Below are 23,749 nucleotides of genomic sequence, written 5' to 3' on the forward strand. Positions count from 1 at the left end.
ATCAGGCTTGCGCCCATTGTCCAATATTCCCCACTGCTGCCTCCCGTAGGAGTCTGGACCGTGTCTCAGTTCCAGTGTGGCTGATCATCCTCTCAGACCAGCTACGGATCGTCGCCTTGGTGGGCCTTTACCCCGCCAACTAGCTAATCCGACATCGGCTCATTCAATCGCGCAAGGCCCGAAGGTCCCCTGCTTTCACCCGTAGGTCGTATGCGGTATTAGCGTAAGTTTCCCTACGTTATCCCCCACGAAAAAGTAGATTCCGATGTATTCCTCACCCGTCCGCCACTCGCCACCCATAAGAGCAAGCTCTTACTGTGCTGCCGTTCGACTTGCATGTGTTAGGCCTACCGCCAGCGTTCACTCTGAGCCAGGATCAAACTCTTCACTTAAAACTACATGATCCGAAGATCAAAATTTAAAGCTGCAGATGATTGATGCTGGCAACGTATCGCTTGCTTTAAAACAATTAATAGTTGCTTGATCAAACGTCTGCAAGATGGACAATCATCCTTCCTGCAGGCGCCTTCACAAGATACCTGCGCATACTTTCAAAGATCTTGGGAAGTGGCCTCAGCGCCGTTCCCGTGTGCTGCGAAGTTTCCTTCGTAGCGAGCCGCCCATTATAGCCGGCTTTTCCGCTTCGTCAACACCTTTTTTCAAGGCCGTCTCACCGGAGTGGACGTTGTTGCCGATGCTGCTTCGTCGTTGGACCCGAAGGCCTTTCGTCGTTGCGAGCCGCCTATTATGGCAGGCCTTTCAGCTTTGTCAACAACTTGTTTGAGGAACTTGAAGCTCTTCGTGAAGTTGTTGCTGCAAGTCCAGGTCAAAACCAGGTGCCTGCAAAAAAAGGAAAACCCCGCTGCGCATGCAGCGGGGTTTTTGGGTATAAACCCTGGCGATGACCTACTCTCGCATGGCTTGAGCCACACTACCATCGGCGCAGCTGCGTTTCACTTCCGAGTTCGGGATGGGATCGGGTGGTTCCACAGCGCTAATTGCTAATTTCACCAGGGAGGCTTTTGGTTACGCCTGCGAGTTACGCCTGCGAGTACGCATCCTCGGACCAGCGCAATTCCGTGTTGAACCAATGGCTGCACCACTACAACTGGCACCGTCCCCATATGGCCATTGGTGGCCAGCCACCTATCTCCAGAGTGCCGCTGAACAACGTGGTGGGTTTACACAACTAACAGTCGACTCTACCGTTCCGGTGCTGGTGCCGCCGCAGGCGCAGGCTCCGCCGCGGTATCCACCCGCGCGATCACCGACATCCCCGGCCGCAGCCGCGCCGCCAGTTCCTGCCCCGGATCAATCGAAATCCTGATCGGCAACCGCTGCACCACCTTGGTGAAGTTGCCGCTCGCATTGTCCGGGCGCAGCACGCTGAACTCCGAACCGGTGGCCGGCGCGATCTGCTCCACGTGCCCGCGCAGGCGCTGGCCCTTGAACGCATCCACCGAGAACGTCACCGGCTGGCCGATACGCATCTGCCAGGTCTGGCCTTCCTTGAAATTGGCCACCACCCACAGCGCCTCCGGCACCAGGAACAGCAGTTGCGAGCCGGCCGCCACGTACTGGCCGACGCGCACGCTGGCCTCGCTGATCTGCCCGTCGCGCGGGGCGTGGATGACCGTGTTGGCCAGGTCGATGCGTGCCAGTTCAAGCTGCGCCTGCGCGCTCTCGACCTGCGCTTCAAGACTCTTGCGCGCGACCTGGGTCGATACCAGCGTCTCTTCGGCGATGCGGATCTGTGCCTGCGACTGCTGCACGCTGGCCTGTGCCGAGGCCTGGGTGGTGCGGAACTTGTCGCGGTCGTTGATCGAGACCAGCTGCTGCGCCGCCAGCTCTTCGTAACGCTTGGCCTCGTTGCGCGAGCGCTGCAGCTCGGCCTGGCCGGACGACAGGGTGGCGCGCGCCGAGGCGATCTGCGCGCGGTTCTGCGCCTGCGACTGGTCCGAGTTGGCAAGTGCCGCGCGCGCGCTGTCCAGCGCCGCTTCGGCCTGCGCCACCTTCTGCGCGTAGATGCGGTCGTCGATGCGCAGCAGCGGCTCGCCCTTCTTCACGTGCTGGAAGTCCTTCACCAGCACCTCGGTGACATAGCCGGCCACCTGCGGCGCCATCACCGTGATCTGCCCGCGCACATAGGCGTTGTCGGTGACCATCACGCTGCTGGTGAACGGCCACAGGCTCCAGGCGCGCAGGATCAGCGCGATGCCCAGCAGTGCCACCACCACCATCACCACCACGCTGCGCGCGCTGGGCTTGAGGTACTTCGGTGCCGCCGCCGGTGCGGCGGGCGTGGGCGCCGGTGCCGCGTCGGTCGGCGGTGGCGGGCTGACATTGTCGGGGGCGTCGCTGTCGGAGCGGGGCGGTAGCGGGGACATGGCGGCGGACTCAGTGGGGCGGGGCGGCGTGGGCCGCAACGGGCGGTGACGGGTGGCGCTTGTGCCATTGCTTGAGGATGGCGGTACGCAGCGACAGCAGCAGCAACCAGCACAGGAAGCCGATCGCCAGCCAACCGCTCAGGGTGAACACATCATTGAAGCCGCGCACGTTGGCTTCGCGGCGCGCGGTCTGCGCCAGCTGCGCAGTGCCCTGTGCGCTGCGCAGCACCGGATCGGTGATCTGCGCGGCGTAGATCTGCTGCTGGATGCGCAGGCGCTGCGCGACCACCGGGTCGGCGGGGTCGAGCTGGCTGGTGATGGCGCTGGAATAGAGCTGCTCGCGATGCAGCTGGAACGTCCCCAGCACGGCCGAACCGGCCAGGCCACCCAGGGTCTGGGTGATCGACAGCGTGACCAGGAAGGTGATCATGTGGTCCACGCCCTGCTTCAGCGCGGCGGAGATGCCGAGCATGATCAGCGGGCCCATGAACATGCCGGCACCGACCGAGGCCAGGAACTGGCTGATGTAGAAGTCGTGCGGCCGGTCCAGGCTGGTACGGCTCTGGTCGAAGAACGCGGCGGTGCCCAGCAGCAGGATGGCCATCAGCAGCTGTGCGATCAGCCGCTTCGGCCCGAAGGTGAGCGAGGCACCGGCGATGCCGACGATCACCCCGGCCAGGATCACCACGAACAGCGGCCGCATCTGGTCCGGGCCCATGCCCAGGGTGCGCATCAGGTTGACCACGCCGTAGGACTGTTCGGTGGTGAGGAAGCGCAGCAGGAACGCGCCGACGATGAAATGCAGCACCGGCAACGTCGACAGCCAGCGGATCTGCAGCAGCGGATTGCGCCGGTAGTGTTCGATGACCAGTGCCGTGGTGGCCAGCGCGATCGAGGCCACCAGCGCCCAGCCCAGCCACGGCGTGTTCAACCACCAGCGCGTGTAGCCCTGCGCCAGCACCACCACCAGCAGCGCAACGGCCGGTGCCAGCAGGGCGAAGGTGAGGAAATCCAGCGGCTCGAAGGCCTTGATCTGCACGCCCGGCGGCAGCTTCAGCAGCACCACGGCGGCGAATGCGCACAGCGCCAGGCCCGCCTCGAACGAATACAACTGGTGCCATTGGCCGGTATCGACCAGCGCCGGCGAGACGATCCAGGCGATCGGCACCGCCAGCTGCGACAGGCCCACGCCGATCACCAGCAGGTTGCCGGTGAAGCGCCGCGGCAGCGCCTGCAGCATGTACAGCGTGCCCAGCGTCGAGCAGGCCGCACCGGCGAAGCCGCTGGCGGCGCGGGTCAGCATCGTGGTTTCGAAACTGCCCACGAACAGGTGCAGCACCGCCAGTGCCGCATACAGGCCCAGGCCGATCTCGGCGAACAGGCGGATGCCGTACTGCTGGCGGAACTTGAAGGCCAGCAGGTTGGCGGTGACATTGACCATGGCGTAGGCGGCCACCAGCCAGCTGCCCTGGGTGGGCGTCAGCGCGAGCTGGCCCTGCAGGAAGGGCAGGTTGGCGGTGACCAGCGCATTGCCCAGGCCACCGGTGATGGCCACCAGCAGTGACACCAGCGCATAGGCCGCGCGGCGGTACGGAGGATGCCAGGGCATCGAGGCCGAACCAGGCATGGTCGGCTTCTCGTGCTCCTCCCAGTCCGGAACCGGCTTGAGATACGGCTGGACCATCAGCGCCCCTGGTTGGCTGCTCCCTGGAGGCCGCCGCGCAGCAGTTGCAGGGCGCGCCCGGCCAGGTGGGCGCGCTCCTCGCGGGTCTTGCCACGCAGGGCCGCGCCCAGCATGCCCGAGATCAGTGAAATATCCGTCTTTTCCAGGTCGGGCCGGCACAAGCCGGCGGCCTTTGCGCGGGCGATGGGGGCTTCCAGCAGGTCGCGCACCGTTTCGCGGGCGATGCGCATGGCCGCCACGTCCGAATCCACCGCGCGCCAGTAATCGGCCAGCGCCGGCGAGTCGATGATGCGCTGGGCCATGCCTTCAAAGACCTCGAACAGGGCGTCATCGCGGTCGCCCAGTTGTTCCACCTGGCGGCGGATGCGGTCAACGGTCCGCTGCAGCAGCGCCTGGATCAGGGCGGTGCGGTCGGGGAAGTTGCGGTACAGGGTCGCGCGGCCCACCTGGGCGCGTTCAACCACCAGGTCCAGTGGCGCGGTAACGCCGTGTTGGCCGAACACATGGTCGGCGGCATCGAGGATGAGGGCACGGCGGGCAGCAGCATCAGCACGTTGGGTGGTCATGGCTTCAGTATCGGACAAATATGTCCGGTTGGCGAGACGTTGAGTGACGGGATTGTCCGTTTGTTGCTCTACGCACATCTTTGTAAATGTGGCGTGAAGATCGTGGTGCCGGGAGCGCGCGCATAAAAAACGGGGGCCATGGAGGCCCCCGGGAGAGAACGGCGATGAACGTCGCCAGGAAATGGTTGGCTGGGGTCAGAGCCCTTTCCTGTGGAAAGGGATCCGACCCCGCGGTGGTTCAAATGGTTGGGTGGGGTCAGAGCCCTTTCCTGTGGAAAGGGATCCGACCCCTCATGGCGCGATCAGAAGTACGCGCGGATGCCGAAGGCGACACCACGGCCCGGCAGCGGCGAGTAGTCACGCAGCAGCGAGGTATGCGGACGCACTTCGCGGTTGGTCAGGTTGCTGCCATCCAGGAACACCTCGTAGCTGTTGCTGTCGCTGCGGTCCCAGCGGTAGGCGAAGTGCGCATCGACCAGGGTGTAGCCGTTGCTCGGCTCCTCGTTCTGGGCCACGTCCTTCTGCCGGCTGTAACGCACCGCGCCAACCGACGCGCGCCAGCCGTCCTTCGCCCAGCGCAGGTCGGCGCCGACGCGGGCCGGGGCGATGCGCGGCAGGTAGCCGGTGTTGGCCAGGTCCACGCTGTAGTTGTGGTTGTGGTCGCCATGCGGCACGGCGATATCCAGCGTACGGCTGCCGTTGCCGTCCAGCTTGGCCTGCACGTAGTCACCGAACACGCGCAGGTCCCAGTCACCGGCGTTGCCTTCAAACAGGTGCACCAGCGCCTCGGCCTCGGCACCCTTGAACACCGCATCCTGCTGCGTCCAGGTGCGCACCGGCAGGCCTTCGGTGATGCCGGTGTCGGCCAGGTAGATGAAGTCCTTGAACTTCGTCTGGTAGATCGCCGCAGAGAAGTCCAGGCGTTCGCTGTGGGTGTGGATGCCCAGCTCGACACGCTGGCCGCGCTCGGTCTTCAGGTCTGCGTCGCCGATCTCCAGCGAACGGGTCGCGATGTGCGCACCGGCGGCATACAGTTCTTCGTTGGTCGGCGCTCGCTCGGAGCTGTCCACGCCGATGCGCAGGTCGACCGCATCGTTGAGCTTCCAGATACCGGCGGCGGACAGGTTGGTGGCGTCGAACTTGCGGCGGCGGTAGTCACCGGTCGGGTCCAGCTTGACCTGGTCGTGGCGGCCACCCAGTTCCAGCTTGAACGGGCCGAACTGCTTTTCCTGCAGCACGAACAGGCCGACGTTCTTCGTGTTGGTGTCCGGCACGAAGGCTTCTTCACCCTTGGCGCCGAAATCGCTGTTGCCGAACTGCAGGCCGAAGGCGCCGTCCCAGCCGCCGATCTGCTGCTGCACGGCTTCCACGCGCGTCTCGATGCCACGGTTGGTGAAGCGGGTGGACGGCGTGCCGGCCTCCAGTTCCACGTGCTCGTAATCGGTGTAGGCCACGCGCGCGTTGACGTTCTTCAGGAACGACACCGGGTTGTAGATGCCGGCCTTGGTCTCGAAGCGGTTCTGCACCATGTCGATGCGGACGTCGTGCTCGTCGCCTTCCTCCTCCTCGTCGCCATGGTCGTGGTCATGGTCGTGGTCATCGCCATCGGCATGCACGTGGGCGCCGTTGGGGATGCCGTAGTTGGTGCGGTAGGTGCTGGCCGACACGCCGAAGTAACCGCCTTCGCCCAGCCAGGTGGCACCGACGCCGCCGGCCCGGGTGCGGATGGAACTGTTGTCCAGGCGGCCGCGGCGCGGCTCTTCGCCTTCTTCGCCCGCGTGGTCGTGGTCATGGTCTTCGTGGTGGTCTTCCAGGCTGTCGATCACCGCGTAGCCGGGGATGCGGTAGTCATCGCCGTTGCGCACCAGGCCATCGACGTGCAGCACGACATTTCCGCTGACACCGTCGAGGCGGAACATGCCGCTGCGCTCGTCGTTGACCGAGTTGCCGCGCAGTTCGGCGCGGCCGCTCAGCGGGCGGTCCGGCAGTTCGCGGGCGATGCGGCCGTCGACCACGTTCACCGCGCCGCCGATGGCGCCGCTGCCGAACAGCAGCGTGGCCGGGCCCTTCAGCACTTCGATCTGGTCAGCCAGGAACGGCTCGATGCTGGTGGCGTGGTCGGCGCTGACGGTGGAGGCATCCATGTTGCCCATGCCGTTGGACAGCACGGCCACGCGCGGGCCTTCCTGGCCGCGGATGATGGGGCGGCCGACGCCGGGGCCGAAGAAGGTGCTCTGCACGCCGGGCAGCTTGGCCACGGTGTCACCCAGGGTGCCGGCCTTCTGCTCGTCCAGGCGCTCGCCGGCCAGCACGTCCACCGGGCGCGCCAGTGACTCGGCATCGCCCTGCAGCGGGGAGGCGGTGACCTGCACCGACGACAGCTCGGTCAGGTGGCGGTCACGATGGGTGTCCTGGTCGGCGGCGGCAAACGCGGCCGACGGCAGCAGGGCGGCGAGGGCGATGGCCAGCGAATGTGGCTTGAAACGAGGGGCGTGAGAGGGCATCCGGTGCTTCCTTTGTTACATTGTATCAATTGGGTGGCGCACGTATCCCGTCGTGGGACAGGGGGAGGGAAACCGTGCGGGTCGGGGACGGATGTTATATTATTCCATAACGATTCGCCGACCCTGCTGGAAGTCATGTCCCTGTCCTCCTCCTTCCGCCGCCTGCTCGACCGCTTCGGCGCCACTGGTTCGATGCTGTGCGCCGTGCACTGCGCGGTGATCCCGGTGCTGCTGGCGATCGCCCCCTCGCTGGGCCTTTCGTTCTGGCTGAGCGACGGGGTGGAAATGACCCTGGTGGTGTTCGTCACCCTGCTCGGGCTGTTCAGCCTGGTCATGGGCTACCGCCGCCATGGCGCGCTGCGCGCGCTGGGCTTCCTGCTGCCGGGCCTGGTCGCCCTGTGGGCGGGCGTGCTGGTCGACGCGCTGCATCACAATGCGGTGCCGCACGCGGTGGTGATGACCCTCGGCGGCCTGCTGGTGGGCGTGGCCCACCTGGTCAACCTGCGGCTGAACCACGTCCACGTCCATGACGCCAGCTGCGCGCACTAGGCGCGTCGTGTTAGGCTTTCCGATCGTGCGCGGGGGCGTCCAGCAAGACGGCCCCGCCGAACCCGTGTCAGCACGGGGTAACCAGATTTCACACTTTAGGAGTTGAAGACATGGGTAAGGGTGACCGCAAGACCGCCAAGGGCAAGCGCTACAACGCCAGCTACGGCAACGCCCGTTCGCACACCGCGAGCAAGGTCGCTGTAGGCGCCGGTGCCCCGGTTGCCAAGAAGACCGTGGCCAAGGCTCCGGCCAAGAAGGCCGTGGCGAAGAAGGCTGCTGCCAAGGCCTGATCCGGCCGGGTAGAGGTCCAAAGAAAAACGCGGCGCCTGGCGCCGCGTTTTTTTTGTGCCCGGCATCGGTGCCGCTGCGCTCGCCGGGCATGGCCCGGCGCTACCTTCGGGCCTGCCGGTAGCGCCGGGCCATGCCCGGCGGCCACCCACCGCAGTAGCGCCGGGCCATGCCCGGCGGCCACCCACCGCAGTAGCGCCGGGCCATGCCCGGCGGCCGTTGTGGTTCAACGCAGCGCCTTCTGCAACGTTTCGGCGTTGCCATCGTTGGGCGCGGCCGGCACCTGCAGCAGATGGGCCAGCAGCGGGTAGACATCGACGTTGTCGAAGCCATCGATCACCAGCCCCTGCTGGAACGAGGGGCCGCGCGCCACGAACACCGCGCGCATCGACGGCAGGGCATTGTCATAGCCGTGCGAACCACGATCCTGGTGGTCGCGCTTGGCGATCCGCTCGGCGTGCAGTGCGTCCCAGCCTTCATCGATCTGGCAGACGATGGGCGGCACGCGCGGGTGCGAACCGTACTGCCAGCGTGCCGGCAGCGATTCCTTCTTCCAGCATTCGTAGTGCGCGTGGCGGCCCAGCAGGGCGCGCTCGGCCTGTGCCTCGCGGCCGGCCACCGGCGCGAAACCGACCGACTGGCCCTGGCTGACATTGCGCGCGATGGAGGGATCGACCATCGATTCGGTGGACACCACATGGCCTTCGGCCACACCGGCCATGCCGTGGTCGGAGACCACGATGACGTTGGTGCTGGCTGCCAGCCCGCCGGCATCCAGGCCATCAAGCACCTGGCCGATGATCTGGTCGGCCTGCATGATCGCATCGCGGTACTCGGTCGAATCGGGGCCATGGTTGTGGCCAGCCTTGTCGACGTTTTCCATGTACAGCGTGGTCAGCCGCGGCGCATCGGCATCGGTCTGCGCCAGCCATTCCAGCACGGTGCGCGCGCGCTGCTGCAGCGGTTCCTTGCTGTTGTAGACCTGCCACTGGCTGGGGCGGGTGCCATCGATCTCGGCCTCGCTGCCCGGCCACGACGTGGTCGCGGTACGCACGCCCACTTTCTCGGCGCCGACCCAGATCGGTTCGCCGCCCCACCAGGCGCTGTTGGTCACCGCATCGCGGTCGCCCAGGCTGAAGCGGCCGAGCTGTGCATCGTCCATGCTGTTGTTGACGATGCCGTGGTGGTCCGGGCGCAGGCCGGTGACGATGGTGTAGTGGTTGGGGAAGGTGAGCGACGGATAGGACGGGGTCATCCAGCGCGCACGCACGCCGGTATCGATGATGCGCTGCAGGTTCGGGGTGATCCCCCGGTCCAGCGCATCGGCGCGCAGGCCATCGATGGAAACCAGCAGCAGTTTCGGCGGCGGCGCGTCGGCGCGCGCGACCGGCGCGGACGAAGAAGGCGTGGTCGTGCAGGCCGCCAGGGGCAGCAGCAATGCCAGCGAGCAGGTCAGGCGTACGGAAGTCATCCCGCAATCATAAGCCGCAGCAATGACGCACCCAAGACACGGCGCGCGAAAGCGCGCCGTGTCCACGCATCCTTCCGTGTACGGACACAGCGTGTCGACCAAGGTCGACACCTACCAACAGCCGCGTGAACCTGTCGAAGGCGGGGCACTGTGGGTTTGCGGGGTGTGAGCCGCATGGATGCGGCGACCAAGCCCCCATGGACGGGTTTACGGCGTCCCCGCAAACCCACAGTGCCCCGCCATCCCAAGGAATGCCCGCTGTTGCTGTTGCAGTTGCTTGTGCTTTCGCCTCGGCGGGTGCAGGGCGCAGCCCTGCCGGAAAACCAACCCCTCAGGCAAACAGCGGTGCCTGCCGCTGCTCCAGCCGCAACAGTGCAGCCTTGGTTTCCAGCCCGCCGCCAAACCCGGTCAGCGCGCCGTTGCTGCCAATCACGCGATGGCACGGCAGGATGATCGGCAACGGATTGCGCCCATTCGCCGCGCCCACCGCACGCGTCGCCGTCGGCTGGCCCAGATGCTGCGCCAGCTGCAGGTAGCTCCAGGTCTGCCCGAACGGGATCAGCGCCAGCGCATGCCACACCCGCAGCTGGAACGGCGTGCCGTGCGGCGCCAGCTGCAGATCGAACGTGCTGCGCTCGCCGTGCAGGAACTGCAGCAGCTGCGCGCGTGCCTCCGGCAACGCGCCCGGTGCGTACCGCCAGTCGCCACGGCCACGTGCCGGATGGCGGTTTTCAGGGAACAGCACATGGGCCAGGCCATGCTCGTCACCGGCGATGGTCAGCTCGCCGATAGGGCTGTCGAAACGATCGAACAACAAGGTCATGTCGGTTCTCCAACAAAGGTGCCGGACAGATGCCACAGGTGCAGCACTGCATAGGCCCGCCAGGGGCGCCATGGCTGCGAGCGCGCCTCGGTGGCACGTTCGCTCAGGCGCTGGCCCTGGGCGTGGCCCAGTACCTGCTGCAGCACCAGATCGCCGGCGGGGAACGCATCGGGCTGGCCCAGCCCGCGCAGCGCGATGTACTGCGCCGTCCACGGGCCGATGCCGGGCAGGGCCACGCAGCGGGCGACGAAATCGTCCAGGGCCTGGCCCGGGCCGAAGTCCAGTTCGCCGCTGGCGCACGCCGCGGCCAGGGCACGCACGGTGGCTGCACGGGTGCGCGGCAGGCCGATGGATTCCAGCGGCGCGTCGGCCAGTACCTCCGGTGCCGGGAACTGGCGGTCGAACTCGGCCGGCATGCCCGGCAGGTGCGCACCCCACGCATCCACCAGGCGGCGCGCGAAGGTGGTGGCAGCGGCGACGGTCACCTGCTGGCCCAGCACTGCGCGCACGGCCACTTCAAAACCATCCCAGCCGCCCGGCACGCGCAGGCCTGGCCGTTCGGCGATGCCGCGAGCCAGCAGCGGCTCTTCGGCCAGTGCAGCGTGCACCTGCTGCAGGTCCGCATCCAGATCGAACACGCGGCGCACGCGGCGCACGATGTCCGGAATCAGCCGTGGATCGACCGCGCCCAGCTGCAGGCGCAGTTCGGGACGCTTCGGGTCCGCGGTGACCCGCAGCAGGGTGGGGCGCTCGGGCGTGCCCAGCACCCGCTGGTAGCTGTCTTCGCCGATCAGTTCGATGCCCGGCAGGCTGCGCTTGCGCAGGAAGGCGAGCATGCGCGGGAAATCCAGCGGCGGGCGGTAGCCCAGGCGCAGCACCAGGCTGCCGTCATCGGCTGCCGACGGAGCATGCTGGCGGCGCAGCGCGGTCGGCGCCATGCCGCAGCCCTGCAGGAAGGCGGTGTTGAAGCGGCGCAGGCTGTTGTAGCCGGCGGCCAGCGCAACGTCGGTCACCGGCAGGGTGGTTTCGGTCAGCAGCTGCTTGGCCAGCAGCAGGCGATGGGTGGCATGGATCTGCCCCGGCGTGGCGCCCAGGTGGTCCACGAACAGGCGTTGCAGCTGGCGTGCGCTCAGGCCGAGCTTCGCGGCCAGTTCGGCCACGGCCTGTTCCTGCAGGTAGCCGGCGTGGATGAGCGCCAGCGCGCGCTGCACGGTCTGCCCGGCCAGCGCCTGCTGCGCCTGCGGTGCCAGCTCCGGGCGGCAGCGCAGGCACGGCCGGTAGCCCGCGGCGGCGGCGGCAGCGGCCGTGGGGTAGTAGGTGATGTTGCGCGGCTTCGGCGGCGGGGCGGGGCAGACCGGGCGGCAATAGATGCCGGTGCTGCGCACGGCGGTGAAGAACACACCGTCGAAGCGCGCGTCACGGGCCAGACGGGCACGGTCGCAGGCGGCGGGGTCGAGGGTGGGGGCGGTGTCCATGGCGCCAGTCTAGGGCGGGGCGGGGGCAGATACTCGCCGGATTCGGACATGGATGTTGGAGGGGGTTGTTGGCAGGGCTTGCAGCCCTGCACCCGCAGCGTCAACGTCCAAGTCAACAGCTGGCTATCCGTGGGATGGCGGGGCGGTGTGGGCTGGCAGGACCGTTGGTCGACACGCTTCTGCTCTGCAGTTGGTGGGTGCCGACCGTTGGTCGGCACGCTTCTGCTGTCGGTAGGTGTCGACCTTGGTCGACACGCTTTCCCCAGGGTCAGAGGGGGTTCAGTGGCGCGCGCTGAATACGCACCGGGGACGGGTAGACTGGGGGCCTCCTTTCCATGAAAACCGGTTGCCCGATGTCCGTCAGATTCCGCTGGTTGCCCCTGTTGTGCCTGGCCCTGGCGGGCTGCAGCCAGCTGGAGAACCCTGGCAACGTGACCGCCGCTGACAAGGCGACGCGGGCGCCGGCCAGTGATGGCGAGAACATGGTCTCCATCAATGCGGCCGATGCACCGCCGCCGCCGGTGGCGCCGCCACGCAGCCGTGCCGATCGGCCGTGGCCGCAGGCGCAGCTGGAGAACGGCAAGGCCTGGGTCAGCTGTGGCACCGACTATGCCGCTGACGGCGGTGATGGCATCGAACTGGAAGGCCTGCAGCGCGAGCAGGTCCAGCAGGCCCTGCAGCCCTGCGTCGAGCGCGGGCTGCTGCGCGTGCGCTACCAGGGCAAGATCAACCCCGGTTTCGCCGAAATGATGTGGCGGCTGGCCGTGGTGGCCGACGCGCTGAAGATCCACAAGCGCATCCTCGATCTGGACTCCAGTGGTGGCCAGGTCGAATCGGCCATCGTGGCCGGCGACAGCATCGGTGAGTCGGGCTGGACCATCTGGGTGCGCGAGGGCTCCATCTGCCACAGCGCCTGTGTGTTCGTGCTGGCGGCGGGCGACAACCGGTTGCTGTCGGGCAAGGTCGGCATCCACCGGATGATGCGCATCAGCTCCAAGGCCACCTCGCGCGCCGAGCTCAACCGCGAGCTGCACGAGGTTTACGACAACGTGAAGGATTACCTGCAGCGCAACGGCGTTGCGGTGGGCGTGGCCGACCTGATGATGACCGTGCCCAACCGCAGCCTGCGCCTGCTCACCCCCGACGAGCTGCGCCAGTACGGGCTGGACGGTACCAATGCGGTGCAGGACGACCTGGAGCGGATCAAGCAGATGCGCGCCTGCGGCGATGATTTCGTGCAGCGCAAGGATGCCTTCCTGGTGGCCTTCGACCAGCAGTGCAAGCGCGAGGGCGCGGACATGGAATCGATCAACAGCTGCGGCCAGGCGCTGAAGCAGCGCTTCGGTTTCCCCGATGAGGTGTGCCCGGAAGAAAGCCCGCTCTCGGAAATCGACGTGGCGACGATGCCGCCGGCGCCGCCGGAGAAGCCGCCTGTGGCAGAGCAGCCGGCGGGCGAGGGTGCCGCACCGGCCGCGCAGGGCGATGCCGCGACGGTGGAAGCCAGCACACCCGCGCGCTGACAGCGTACTCACCGGGCTGAAGTAGACTGCGGTTCTTACCCTAGAACCGGCGGTGTCCATGAAGCGCGTGCGTTTGCCGAAGTTCCTGCTGTTGTCCCTGCTGCCGATGACCGCGCTGGCGCAGGCGCCCGCGCCGGCCACGCCCGCGCCGGCTCCGGCGCGCCCGGCACCTGCTGCAGCGGCAGCCGCCAAGCCGGCCACGGCTGCGCCGGTCCTCACCGCTGCGCAGCAGGCACAGGTGCAGAAGCAGGATGCCGACATGAGCGCTGCGGCACTGATGGCTGCGCAACTGGTCGACAGCAACCGTGCCGGCGAGTTGTGGGATGGCGCTTCCGCCGTGGCCCGCCGCGCGGTGCCCAAGGCGGCCTTCGTCAGCCAGCTTGCGGCCGACCGCACGCGCCTGGGCACGATGAACGGACGCGGCCAACCCACCATCACCCGGGTCAAGTACGCCGCCGGGGCTGCGGTGCCGGAGGGGCTGTACATCAATGTCAGCTTCCCGACCCGTTTCGCCAACAGCACGCAGCCGGTGCGCGAACTGGTGTCGTTCCGCTTCGACGAAGACCAGACCTGGCGCCTGGCCGGTTACAGCCTGCGCGCGTCCGCGCCCTGACGGAGAACCTCGATGGCCACCGAGCTGACACTGCTGGCGTGGGCGATGCTGCTGGGCTTCGTGCACATCTTCGCGGCATCGGCCGTGGTCACGCGCGAGCGCGGGATGAAGTGGAACGCGTCGGCGCGTGATGCGCCCGACGTGCCACTGAGCCCGCTGGCGGGAAGGCTGAAGCGGGCGCAGGCCAATTTCTTCGAGACGTTCCCGTTCTTCGCCGCCGCCGCGATCGCGGTGGTGGTGGCCGGGCGCAGCACGGATACCACGGTGCTGGCGGCGCAGGTCTATTTCTGGGCGCGCGTGGTCTACCTGCCGCTGTATGCCGCCGGCGTGCCTTACGTGCGCAGCCTGGTCTGGGTGGTCTCGATCGTGGCGGTGCTCAAGCTGGTGTTCGCACTGCTGTGATACGCACGCGGGCCTGATCCAGATCAAGGCCAGTCATGCGCCTGGCGCTATGCTGGGCGCGACTGGATCAACGGCAGGAGGCGCGGATGCGCAGGATGGACGTAGTGGTGGTCGGTGCCGGCCCGGCGGGCCTGTGCTTCGCGCGTGCGCTGGCCGGCAGTGGCCTGCTGGTCGGGCTGGTCGAGGTTCAGCCGCGGCAGGCGCTGGCGCAGGCCGCCTTCGACGGCCGCGAGATCGCCCTGACCCATGCCTCCCGGCAGAGCCTGGAACAGCTGGGCCTGTGGCAGCGCCTGCCCGACGCCGAGATTGCCGAGCTGCGCGATGCGCGGGTGATGAACGGCGGTTCGCCGTTCGCGCTGACCTTCGCCAGTGGCCAGGTCGATGGCCAGCCGCTGGGCTGGCTGGTGCCCAACCACCTGATCCGCCGCGCGGCGTGGGAGGCGGTGCAGGGCCAGGACGGGCTGGAACTGTTCGATGGGCGCAAGGTGCTGGCCGTGCAGGCCGACGCGCAGGGCCACGTGGTCAAGCTGGATGACGGCAGCGAGCTGCATGCCCGCCTGCTGGTCGCCGCCGACAGCCGTTTTTCCACTACCCGCCGCATGCTCGGCATCGGTGCGCAGATGCGCGACTTCGGCAAGTCGATGCTGGTCTGCCGCATGCAGGTCGAGCGCGATCACCACCACGCTGCGTGGGAGTGGTTCGGCTATGGCCGCACGATGGCGCTGCTGCCGCTCAACGAAGGCCAGGCCTCGGCGGTCATCACGTTGCCGCCGCGGCAGATCGAGGAACTGCTGGCGATGGACCAGGTGGGCTTCGGCGAGGCCATCACCGCGTGCTTCGAGCACCGCCTGGGGCAGATGCAGCCGGTGGCCACGCCGCAGGCCTATCCGCTGGTGGGGGTGTACGCACACCGCTTTGTCGGCGAGCGTTGTGCGCTGATCGGTGATGCCGCAGTGGGCATGCACCCGGTCACCGCGCATGGCTTCAACCTGGGCCTGGCCAGCGCACAACGGCTGGCGCAGGGCATCCTGGCGCAGCAGCGGCGGGGCGCGGACATCGCCGCGGCCGGCATGCTGTCCACCTACCAGCGCGGCCACCGGCTGGCGTCGCGGCCGCTGTACGAGGCCACCAACGCCATTGCCAGCCTGTACACCGACGACCGCCGGCCGGCACGCCTGCTGCGCGCGGCCGGGCTGCGGGTGGCGCAGGGCGTGGCGCCGTTCCGGCAGCTGATCGCCTCGCACCTGACCCAGCGGGTGGCCTGAACGGGCCTGGCCCCCAGGCTCAGCTGGCGGCCAGCACGCGGATCTGGCTGTCGGCGAATTCAACCACCTGGCCTGCGCGGATCTTGCAGGCCTTGCGCAGCTCGACTTCGCCGTCGACCAGGACCTGGCCCTCGCTGATGACCATCTTGGCCTCGCCGCCGCTGGTGACCAGGTCGGCCAGCTTGAGCAGCTGCTTGAGCTCGACGTAGTCGCCGTCGAGGTCGAATTCGAGGATCTGCATGGTGTGGGTGTCCTGGAGAGGGGGCGGGAAGGGCGCGTATTGTGCGCCAGCGCGGCCCGGAAGGGGATGCGAATGGTTTCCTGTACGCATGGTTCAGGAAGAGTGCGGTATCATTCCGCTCTGAGTGAGTGAAATCTCCTCCGACCGAGCAGCGCCAGGGCACGCGATAAGAAGGGCGCCCAAAGCGCGGACCATCCCTTTTTTATCGCACTGCCATGCAGATGGCCGTGCCTTTGGAGTTCCCCATGTCCCAAGATTCCCAAGCGCAGCTGCAGTTCGCGCAGCTCGGCCTGTCCGAGCCCGTGATGCAGGCGGTCACCGCCATCGGCTACGAAACCCCGTCGCCGATCCAGGCTGCCACCATCCCGGCGATGCTGGAAGGCCGCGACGTGCTGGGCCAGGCCCAGACCGGTACCGGCAAGACCGCAGCGTTCGCACTGCCGGTACTGTCCAACATCGACCTGCAGCAGATCAAGCCCCAAGCCCTGGTCCTGGCGCCGACCCGCGAGCTGGCCATCCAGGTCGCCGAGGCGTTCCAGTCGTATTCGTCGAAGATCCCGGGCTTCCGCGTGCTGCCTGTGTACGGCGGCCAGCCGTACGGCCAGCAGCTGTCGGCCCTGCGCCGCGGCGTGCACATCGTGGTCGGTACCCCCGGCCGCGTGATCGACCACCTGGACCGCAGCACCCTGGACCTGTCCGAGCTGAAGACCCTGGTGCTGGACGAAGCCGACGAAATGCTGCGCATGGGCTTCATCGACGATGTCGAAGCCGTGCTGAAGAAGCTGCCGGAGCAGCGCCAGGTGGCCCTGTTCTCGGCCACCATGCCGCCGCAGATCCGCCGCATCGCGCAGACCTACCTGCAGGATCCGGTCGAAGTCACCATCCAGGCCAAGACCACCACCTCGGCCAACATCCGCCAGCGCTACTGGTGGGTGAGTGGCATGCACAAGCTGGACGCGCTGACCCGCATCCTGGAAGTCGAGCCGTTCGACGCGATGATCATCTTCGCGCGCACCAAGGCCGGCACCGAGGAACTGGCCAGCAAGCTGCAGGCCCGTGGCCTGGCCGCTGCCGCCATCAACGGTGACATGCAGCAGGCCCAGCGTGAGCGCACCATCGCCATGCTGAAGGAAGGCAAGCTGGACATCCTGGTCGCCACCGACGTGGCCGCCCGTGGCCTGGACGTGGAGCGCATCAGCCACGTGCTGAACTACGACATCCCGTACGACACCGAAAGCTACGTGCACCGCATCGGCCGTACCGGCCGTGCCGGCCGCAGCGGCGAGGCGATCCTGTTCGCCACCCCGCGCGAGAAGGGCATGCTGCGCCAGATCGAGCGCGCCACCCGCCAGCCGATCGAAGAAATGCAGCTGCCGAGCGTGGAAGCGGTCAACGACAACCGCATCAGCAAGTTCACCACGCGCATCACCGAAACCCTCGGCGCCGGCGGCCTGGACTTCTACCGCCAGCTGCTGGAGCGCTTCGAGACCGAGCAGAACGTGCCGGCCATCGAAGTGGCTGCTGCCCTGGCCAAGATGCTGCAGGGTGATACCCCGTTCCTGCTGCAGCCGCCGGTGCGCGCCCCGCGTGAAGAGCGTGCGCCGCGCGAGCGTTTCGACCGTGGCGACCGCCCGGAGCGTGGCGATCGCTTCGACCGCAACGAGCGTGGCCCGCGCTTCGAACGTGGCCCGCGCCGTGAAGACGGCGAGGGTGGCTTCGAGCAGCGCCCGCGCCGTGACGTTCCGCCGCGCGGTGCGCCGGAGCAGGGCATGGAGACCTACCGCATCTCGGTGGGCCACCAGCATGGCGTGAAGCCGGCCAACATCGTCGGCGCCATCGCCAACGAAGCCGGCCTGGAAAGCCGCTTCATCGGCCGCATCGACATCCACGACGACTTCTCGCTGCTGGACCTGCCGGCGCAGATGCCGTCTGACGTCCTGTCGCACCTGCAGAAGGTCTGGGTGTCCGGCCAGCAGCTGCAGATGCGTGCGCTGGCCCCGGGTGAAGACACCAACCCCGCCCCGCGTCCGTTCAAGCCGCGCTTCGACAAGCGTGGCCCGGGCGGTCCGGGTGGTCCGGGTGGCCCGCGTCGTGGTGGTCCGGGTGGCCCGGGTGGCCATGGTGGCGACCGCGGCGGTGACCGCGACAGCCGCCCGCCGCGTCGTGACGGCTTCAAGCCGCGCGGCCCGCGCAGCTACTGATCCCCAGTGATGTGCCAGAACAACGCCAGCCTCCGGGCTGGCGTTGTTCGTTTCCGCTGCCCGAAACGGCAGCGGGGGGTGAATCGGTTCAAACCCGCCCGCCCCCCCAGACCGTCGCGCCCGGTTTCGCATCGTCCACACATGGCCGTCCATAGGCTGGCATAGTTGGACAAGGAGGCTGTCACGGCACATTCGGGGGGATCCGGGATGGGTAGAGGTGGCAAGGAGCAGCATCAGCACCGGGTGCCGATGACCCGTGGGCTGGGGCTGCGGTTCGCATTGTTGACGGGCATGGCGATCGGACTGGTCGGCCTGTCCGCGTTGATCCAGGAACTGCAGGCGGCGTCCACCGCCTGGATTGCGGGCCAGGGGCACTGGTCGCGCGGCCAGCAGGATGCCACCGCTGCGCTCAGCCGCTATCTGGCGCGGGGGGCGGCGCACGACCTGGAGGACGCCCGGCGCGCCCTGCAGGTGCCGCTGGGCGATCTGCATGCGCGGTTGGCGCTGGAGCAGCCGCAACCGGACGAGGCGCAGGCGCGCCAAGGTTTCCTGCGCGGCGGCAACGCGCGTTCGGATGTGTCGCGGCTGATCTTCTCCTTCCGGTACGCACGCGACCTCGGCGAGTTCCGCGAAGCCACCCGGCTGTGGCGGCAGACCGACGCGCACCTGCTGGCCATGCAGGCGCTGATCGAAGAACTGGAGAACGTCCCGCCGGAAGCGCTGCAGCAGCCCAGCGTGCGCGACCGCTACATGCAGCGCGTGCACGACGTGGACCTGCAGCTGCAGTCGCAGGCCGAGGCGTTCTCCCAGGCCCTGCTGCGCATGGCGCATACGGTGCGCATTGCCACGCTGATCGTCGGCGGCTTCTCGGTGCTGGCCATCACCCTGATGGCGGTGGCCCTGGCGCGGCGCGTCGGCAAGGACCTGACCGAGCATGAGAGCCGATTCCGCGCTGCCTTCTACCAGGCCAACGTGGGCATGCTGAAGCTGGATGCGGCCGGGCGGGTGATGGAGGCCAACCAGGCCATGGCGGACATCCTCGACTACCGGCGCGATGTGCTGCAGCAGATGGCCCTGGGCGACCTGCTGATGGAAGGCGAACTGGTGCTGGACGATGACGGGCGGATCAACTGGGACCGCCAGCTGCGGCCGGGCGAACTGCGTTTCCGCCGCCGCGACGGCAGCCTGGTCTGGGGCCGCTGGAGCGGCACCGGCGTGCGCAGCGCCGGCGGCCGGCTGTCGGTGTTTTCGATCATCGAGGATGTCAGCCAGAACCATGCGTTGGCCCGCGAGATCGAGCACCATGCCAGCCACGATCCGCTCACCGGCCTGATCAACCGCCGCGAGATCGAGCGGCTGCTGGAACGGGCGCTGCTGCAGGTCCGTTCCGAGGGCGGCACGCATGCGCTGTGCTACATCAACCTGGACCACTTCAAGCTGGTCAACGACAGCTTCGGCCACGCCGCCGGTGACCAGATGCTGCGCGGGTTCGCCGAATACCTGGTGGGCGCGGTACGCGATGGCGACTGGGTGGGGCGGCTGGGTGCGGACGAATTCGCGGTCTTCCTCGGCCGCGCCAGCCAGGACGAGGCCAAGCGCGTACTGCAGCGGCTGATCCGCAACCTGGGCCAGGCCACGTTCCCGATCAGCGAAGGCAGCCCGCAGTTGAGCTGCAGCATCGGCGTGGTGGAAGTGACTGCCGACGCACCGGACGTGAACTGGCTGATGAGCGCGGCCGACAGCGCCTGCTATGCCGCCAAGCAGGCCGGCCGCAACCGCGTCCACTGCTTCAACGAGGACCGCCTGGCGCTGGACGAACGCCGCCATGAAGCCGAGCGCCTGCAGCGGGTAAGCCGGGCGATGGCCGAGAACCGCATGCTGCTGTATGCCCAGCGCATCGCCAAGGTCGGCGATCCGGGCTACCTGCATTACGAGGTGCTGGTACGCATGCGCGATGCCGACGGTGCGCTGCACATGCCGGGGCAGTTCATGCCGGCGGTGGAGCGCTATGGCATGGCCGTGGCGCTGGATCGCCACGTGCTTGGCCTGCTGTTCCGCCACCTGCAGGTGTGCCCGGCGCACGTGCGCCAGCTGGGCCTGTGCAACGTCAACGTATCGGCGCAGTCGATCGCCGAGCCGAGCTTCCTGGCCTTCGTCTGCGACCTGCTGGAGCGCAACCGCGCGCTGGCGGCCAAGCTCTGCTTCGAAGTGACCGAGACGGCAGCGATCAGCAACCTGACCCAGGCGCGTGCGTTCATCGACGCGGTGAAGGCACGCGGCTGCCGCATGGCGCTGGATGACTTCGGCTCGGGCCTGTCCTCGTTCGGTTACCTGCGGCAGCTGCCGGCGGACATCCTGAAGATCGACGGCGCGTTCGTGCGTGACATGGACACCGACGCGGTGAGCCGGGCGACGGTGCGCGCGATCAGCGAGCTGGGTCGCGAGCTGCAGATGGAGGTGGTGGCCGAGTGGGTGGAGACGGCGGAGGTGGCGCAGACGCTGGCCGACATGGGCGTGGATGGGTTGCAGGGCTATGCCATCGAGCGGCCGCAGCCGCTGGAGCGTTTGACGCTGGCCAACCAGCGGCCGGTGCGTCTGGTGGGTACCCCGGGCCCGCAGGGGTAGGGGGGTGTTCGGCAGGGCTTGCAGCCCTGCACCTGCGGTAGTGCCGGCCGCTGGCCGGCAACCTCAAGATCAAGAGCGGCATTCCGTGGGATGGCGGGGCGGTGTGGGTGGGCAGGACACGCCGGCGCCAACGGTCCTGCCCACCCACACCGCCCCGCCTCTGACAGTTGGCCGGTGGCTGTTGGTGGGTGCCAACCGTTGGTCGGCACATCTGTCAGATATCGAATGAATTCATCCACGCATGGCGTGGATCTACTGGGACGTGCGGCTGTTGGCAGGTGTCGACCTTGGTCGACACATCTGTCAGACATCGATATCCGACCCCGTGCCGACCAACGGTCGGCACCCACCAAAGCAGAACGCTGTTCTGACAGATCGCGGAAGTCTGTCGAAGGCGGGGTGGGTCCGGTTGAGGGGGTGTGAGCGGCATGGATGCCGCGACCAAGCCCCCATGGATGGGTTTACGGCGTCCCCCTCAACCGGACCCACCCCGCCAACCCACAGGAACCCAGCTTTTGCCGTTGAAGTTGAAGTTGATTCTGCAGGTGCAGGGCTGCAAGCCCTGCCAACCAACACCCCCCACCTACCACCATTGGCCTACACATTCCTGGCGCATTCCGCTGCGATAATGCCCGCCAGGGGCGACGCGCAGCGGGCGCGGGCGTGAGCAGAAACAGGATGTAGCGTGGTCGGCAGGCAGTGGCGTTACGGAACGGGGGCGGTGCTGGTCGTCCTGCTGATGGTGCTCGCCGCACCCTGGCTCGGCCATGCGCGCACGGTCGAGAACGGCCGCGATTACCTGCTGGTCGGTGCCGCCACCGATGAACCCACCCCCCATCGTGCCTGCACGCCGCAGATGCTGTCCGGCGACCGCCAGCAGGTCACCGTCGAAGCGCCGCCCGGAGGGTGGTCCGGCGAGCCGCAAGCGCTGGATGTGTTCAACGTGTTTGCCGGCGAAGTGCGCCTCAAGCACGGCGACCGCGAGATCTGCGGCAACATGCACGACGCGCGGACCCGCGATTCGCGCTTCCGCGCCGGCATCGGCATGGTCGCAGTGCCGCCGGCCGGCAGCCATGAACCGTTCGTGGTGTCCTGGCAGCGGCCATTGAAGGCACGCTGGGTGCCGACGCTGCTGCTGGGCGCGCCCAGCCCCGTGCAGCAGAACGACACCGCGCGCCTGCTGGTGCGCGCGGCCTGCATCGCGGTGGCCATCGCCCTGGCACTGTCGGCGCTGATGGCTTACCTGACGACGCGTGATCGCAGTTTCCTGTTCTACATCGCCGCCACCGTGGTGCTGGTGCTGTGGCAGTCCATCCTCGGCGGTCTCAGTGGCTACCCCGAGCCGTGGTTGCCGGTCGGCCAGCGCGGCCCGTGGTGGTTGCTGTCGCTGACCGCGGCCACGCTGGCGCTGGTGTTGCCGGCGCTGTGGCGGCTCAACGGCGGTGACCGCGTGCTGCCACGCTCGCGGCTGGCCCAGCAGCTGGTGCTGGGCGGTCTGATGGCCATCGCAGTGCTGGTGCCCTGGCTGCAGCGCGATAGCCTGGCCGTCGTCGCGCGGGTGCTGCAGGCCTGCTTCATTGGTGGCTGCCTGCTGTCACTGGCCATGGGCGTGTGGGCACGCCTGCGCGGGGATGCCTGGGCCGTGGCCGGGCTGGCCTCGCTGGCGCCGATGCTGGTGCTGGTGGTGGCCGATGCCACCCGCGCGCGCTGGTTGTTCGAATACCGGGTGGAATCGCTGCAGATGGCCGTCACTTGGCTGCTGATGATGCTGGCCTACGCGCTCAACCAGCGCCTGGGCCGGCTGCGACAGCAGCGGGACGAGATGCGCCAGCTGGCCGAGACGGACATGCTGACCGGCCTGCCCAACCGCCGCGCCGGCCTGCAGCAGCTCGCCCAGCAGCTGGAACGGGTGCAGCGCGACGGCGGCCCGCTGGTGATCGGCTTCCTCGACATCGATCTGTTCAAGGACATCAACGACCGCCACGGCCATGCGGTCGGGGACCAGGTGCTGGTGGCCGTGGCCCAGGCCCTGCGCGCGGCCGTGCGCAACCAGGACGAAGTGGTGCGCATGGGCGGGGAGGAGTTCCTGCTGCTGCTGCCAGGCATGCCGCGCGACACGGCCGCCGCCCGCCTGGAGCAGCTGCGCCAGCGCATCACCGAGCTCTGCCAGGACCTGCAGGTGCCGGGCCTGGAGGTGACCGCCAGCATCGGCCTGGCGCAGTGGCGCCCGGGCGAGGACGACCTGGCCGCGCTGCTGCGGCGGGCCGACCATGCCATGTACGTGGCCAAGCGTAGCGGCCGCAACCGGGTCTTCGACGGCGAAACCGTCGATCCATTGCTGCCGGCGTGACCCGGGCGGGGCGGGGATGGCCGATAATGGGGCCATGACCACCCGACTCAACAAATACATCGCCGAAACCGGCTTCTGCTCCCGCCGCGAGGCCGATCGCCTGATCGCCGCCCGCCGGGTCACCGTCAACGGCCACCCCGGCGGTACCGGCGCCGTGGTCGGCGAGGGCGATACCGTCCTGGTGGACGGCCAGCCGCTGCAGGTGCGCGTGGCCCGCAAGCCGGGCGCCCGCCGGCACGTCTACATCGTGCTCAACAAGCCGGTGGGCGTGACCTGCACCACCGAAAGCTCGGTCAAGGGCAACATCGTCGACTTCGTCGGCCATGAGCAGCGCATCTTCCCGATCGGCCGCCTGGACAAGGATTCCGAGGGCCTGATCCTGATGACCAGCAACGGTGACATCGTCAACCAGATCCTGCGTGCCGAGAACGGCCACCAGAAGGAGTACCTGGTGGCGGTCAACAAGCCGGTCACCGATGAATTCCTGCGCGGCATGGCCCGCGGCGTGCGCGTCCACGACCAGATGACCCTGCCGTGCCGCACCTCGCGCATCGCCAAGTTCGGCTTCCGCATCACCCTCGAGCAGGGCCTGAACCGGCAGATCCGCCTGATGGCCGCCGCGTTCGATTACCGCGTCACCCAGCTGCGCCGCGTGCGCATCGACAACATCAAGATCGGTGCGCTGAAGCCGGGGCAGTGGCGCAACCTGACCGAGCAGGAACTGCGCGGGCTGCTGCCCAAGCAGCAGGACTGGTAACCGACGCCTGTAGAGCCGGGCCCATGCT

Annotated in this window: 18 protein-coding genes, 1 rRNA gene, 1 pseudogene and 1 other annotated feature (1 of these 21 only partly in view); of the genes and pseudogenes, 11 read left to right on the forward strand and 9 right to left on the reverse strand. The window is 67.9% G+C overall.

Going from position 1 to position 23,749, the window contains the following annotated elements; translation table 11 throughout:
• Window positions 1–384: a sequence feature (16S ribosomal RNA rRNA prediction is too short), on the reverse strand (it extends 114 nt beyond the left edge of the window).
• 509 nt (window positions 385–893) lie between these two features.
• Window positions 894–1,006: ribosomal RNA gene (rrf, locus tag C1926_RS17000) — 5S ribosomal RNA — on the reverse strand.
• 31 nt (window positions 1,007–1,037) lie between these two features.
• Here rrf and C1926_RS17005 point away from each other — a divergent pair.
• Window positions 1,038–1,193, forward strand: a pseudogene (locus tag C1926_RS17005) (integrase core domain-containing protein); the annotation flags it as partial.
• 9 nt (window positions 1,194–1,202) lie between these two features.
• Here the strand turns inward: C1926_RS17005 and C1926_RS17010 are convergent.
• From C1926_RS17010 to C1926_RS17025, 4 genes are all read right to left on the reverse strand, one after another.
• Window positions 1,203–2,387 (reverse strand): HlyD family secretion protein, encoded by a 1,185-nt coding sequence (locus C1926_RS17010; RefSeq protein ID WP_108760011.1) that lies wholly within the window; start codon window positions 2,385–2,387, stop codon window positions 1,203–1,205.
• Window positions 2,388–2,397: 10 nt separating this feature from the next.
• Complete coding sequence (locus C1926_RS17015) at window positions 2,398–4,071, reverse strand: MFS transporter (protein ID WP_108760012.1); 1,674 nt, start codon at window positions 4,069–4,071, stop codon at window positions 2,398–2,400.
• Window positions 4,071–4,637, reverse strand: coding sequence for a TetR/AcrR family transcriptional regulator (locus C1926_RS17020; RefSeq protein ID WP_079221208.1), 567 nt, complete (start codon window positions 4,635–4,637; stop codon window positions 4,071–4,073). The genes C1926_RS17015 and C1926_RS17020 overlap by 1 nt, the downstream gene beginning before the upstream one ends.
• 302 nt (window positions 4,638–4,939) lie before the next feature.
• A complete protein-coding gene (locus C1926_RS17025; RefSeq protein WP_108760013.1) occupies window positions 4,940–7,141 on the reverse strand; it encodes a TonB-dependent receptor in 2,202 nt (733 codons plus the stop codon).
• Window positions 7,142–7,276: 135 nt separating this feature from the next.
• On the opposite strand from C1926_RS17025, the gene C1926_RS17030 reads away from it, so the two are divergent.
• Complete coding sequence (locus C1926_RS17030; RefSeq protein ID WP_079221210.1) at window positions 7,277–7,690, forward strand: MerC domain-containing protein; 414 nt, start codon at window positions 7,277–7,279, stop codon at window positions 7,688–7,690.
• Window positions 7,691–7,800: 110 nt separating this feature from the next.
• The gene (locus C1926_RS17035) at window positions 7,801–7,980 is read left to right on the forward strand and encodes a 30S ribosomal protein THX (protein ID WP_079221211.1); all 180 of its coding nucleotides are present in this window, start codon (window positions 7,801–7,803) and stop codon (window positions 7,978–7,980) included.
• Between the two features lie 224 nt (window positions 7,981–8,204).
• On the opposite strand, the gene C1926_RS17040 is transcribed toward C1926_RS17035, so the two are convergent.
• The 3 genes from C1926_RS17040 to C1926_RS17050 all read right to left on the reverse strand — a co-directional run bounded on the left by C1926_RS17040 (window position 8,205) and on the right by C1926_RS17050 (window position 11,747).
• Window positions 8,205–9,449, reverse strand: coding sequence for an ectonucleotide pyrophosphatase/phosphodiesterase (locus tag C1926_RS17040; protein WP_108760014.1), 1,245 nt, complete (start codon window positions 9,447–9,449; stop codon window positions 8,205–8,207).
• Between the two features lie 331 nt (window positions 9,450–9,780).
• Window positions 9,781–10,272, reverse strand: coding sequence for a methylated-DNA--[protein]-cysteine S-methyltransferase (locus C1926_RS17045; RefSeq protein ID WP_108746268.1), 492 nt, complete (start codon window positions 10,270–10,272; stop codon window positions 9,781–9,783).
• Entirely contained in the window at window positions 10,269–11,747 is a 1,479-nt protein-coding gene (locus C1926_RS17050) for a DNA-3-methyladenine glycosylase 2 (RefSeq protein WP_108760015.1), read from the reverse strand. The genes C1926_RS17045 and C1926_RS17050 overlap by 4 nt, the downstream gene beginning before the upstream one ends.
• A 353-nt stretch (window positions 11,748–12,100) precedes the next feature.
• On the opposite strand from C1926_RS17050, the gene C1926_RS17055 reads away from it, so the two are divergent.
• From C1926_RS17055 to ubiM, 4 genes are all read left to right on the forward strand, one after another.
• Window positions 12,101–13,267 (forward strand): hypothetical protein, encoded by a 1,167-nt coding sequence (locus C1926_RS17055; protein ID WP_079221215.1) that lies wholly within the window; start codon window positions 12,101–12,103, stop codon window positions 13,265–13,267.
• A 58-nt stretch (window positions 13,268–13,325) separates the two neighbouring features.
• Window positions 13,326–13,880 carry a DUF4019 domain-containing protein gene (locus C1926_RS17060; protein ID WP_079221216.1) on the forward strand — a complete coding sequence of 185 codons (555 nt, stop codon included), beginning with the start codon at window positions 13,326–13,328 and terminating at the stop codon, window positions 13,878–13,880.
• 12 nt (window positions 13,881–13,892) lie between these two features.
• Window positions 13,893–14,282, forward strand: a complete 390-nt coding sequence (locus tag C1926_RS17065; RefSeq protein ID WP_079221217.1) for an MAPEG family protein — start codon at window positions 13,893–13,895, stop codon at window positions 14,280–14,282.
• 86 nt (window positions 14,283–14,368) lie between these two features.
• The gene (gene ubiM / locus C1926_RS17070; RefSeq protein ID WP_108760016.1) at window positions 14,369–15,547 is read left to right on the forward strand and encodes a 5-demethoxyubiquinol-8 5-hydroxylase UbiM; all 1,179 of its coding nucleotides are present in this window, start codon (window positions 14,369–14,371) and stop codon (window positions 15,545–15,547) included.
• A gap of 19 nt (window positions 15,548–15,566) precedes the next feature.
• Here ubiM and C1926_RS17075 read toward each other — a convergent pair whose 3' ends face one another.
• Window positions 15,567–15,788 (reverse strand): RNA-binding S4 domain-containing protein, encoded by a 222-nt coding sequence (locus C1926_RS17075; RefSeq protein ID WP_108760017.1) that lies wholly within the window; start codon window positions 15,786–15,788, stop codon window positions 15,567–15,569.
• 245 nt (window positions 15,789–16,033) lie between these two features.
• On the opposite strand from C1926_RS17075, the gene C1926_RS17080 reads away from it, so the two are divergent.
• The 4 genes from C1926_RS17080 (at window position 16,034) to C1926_RS17095 (ending at window position 23,721) form a co-directional block, all read left to right on the forward strand.
• Window positions 16,034–17,989: a DEAD/DEAH box helicase gene (locus C1926_RS17080; protein ID WP_108760018.1), complete on the forward strand. Its 1,956-nt coding sequence runs from the start codon at window positions 16,034–16,036 to the stop codon at window positions 17,987–17,989.
• 207 nt (window positions 17,990–18,196) lie between these two features.
• The gene (locus C1926_RS17085; RefSeq protein ID WP_108760019.1) at window positions 18,197–20,614 is read left to right on the forward strand and encodes an EAL domain-containing protein; all 2,418 of its coding nucleotides are present in this window, start codon (window positions 18,197–18,199) and stop codon (window positions 20,612–20,614) included.
• A 685-nt stretch (window positions 20,615–21,299) separates the two neighbouring features.
• On the forward strand, window positions 21,300–22,964 hold the full coding sequence (locus C1926_RS17090; RefSeq protein WP_108760020.1) for a sensor domain-containing diguanylate cyclase: 1,665 nt from the start codon (window positions 21,300–21,302) through the stop codon (window positions 22,962–22,964).
• 34 nt (window positions 22,965–22,998) lie between these two features.
• Window positions 22,999–23,721 carry a pseudouridine synthase gene (locus C1926_RS17095; RefSeq protein ID WP_079221222.1) on the forward strand — a complete coding sequence of 241 codons (723 nt, stop codon included), beginning with the start codon at window positions 22,999–23,001 and terminating at the stop codon, window positions 23,719–23,721.
• Window positions 23,722–23,749: the final 28 nt, after the last annotated feature.

It is taken from the genome of Stenotrophomonas sp. ZAC14A_NAIMI4_1, from assembly GCF_003086915.1.
Taxonomy (GTDB): Bacteria; Pseudomonadota; Gammaproteobacteria; order Xanthomonadales; family Xanthomonadaceae; genus Stenotrophomonas.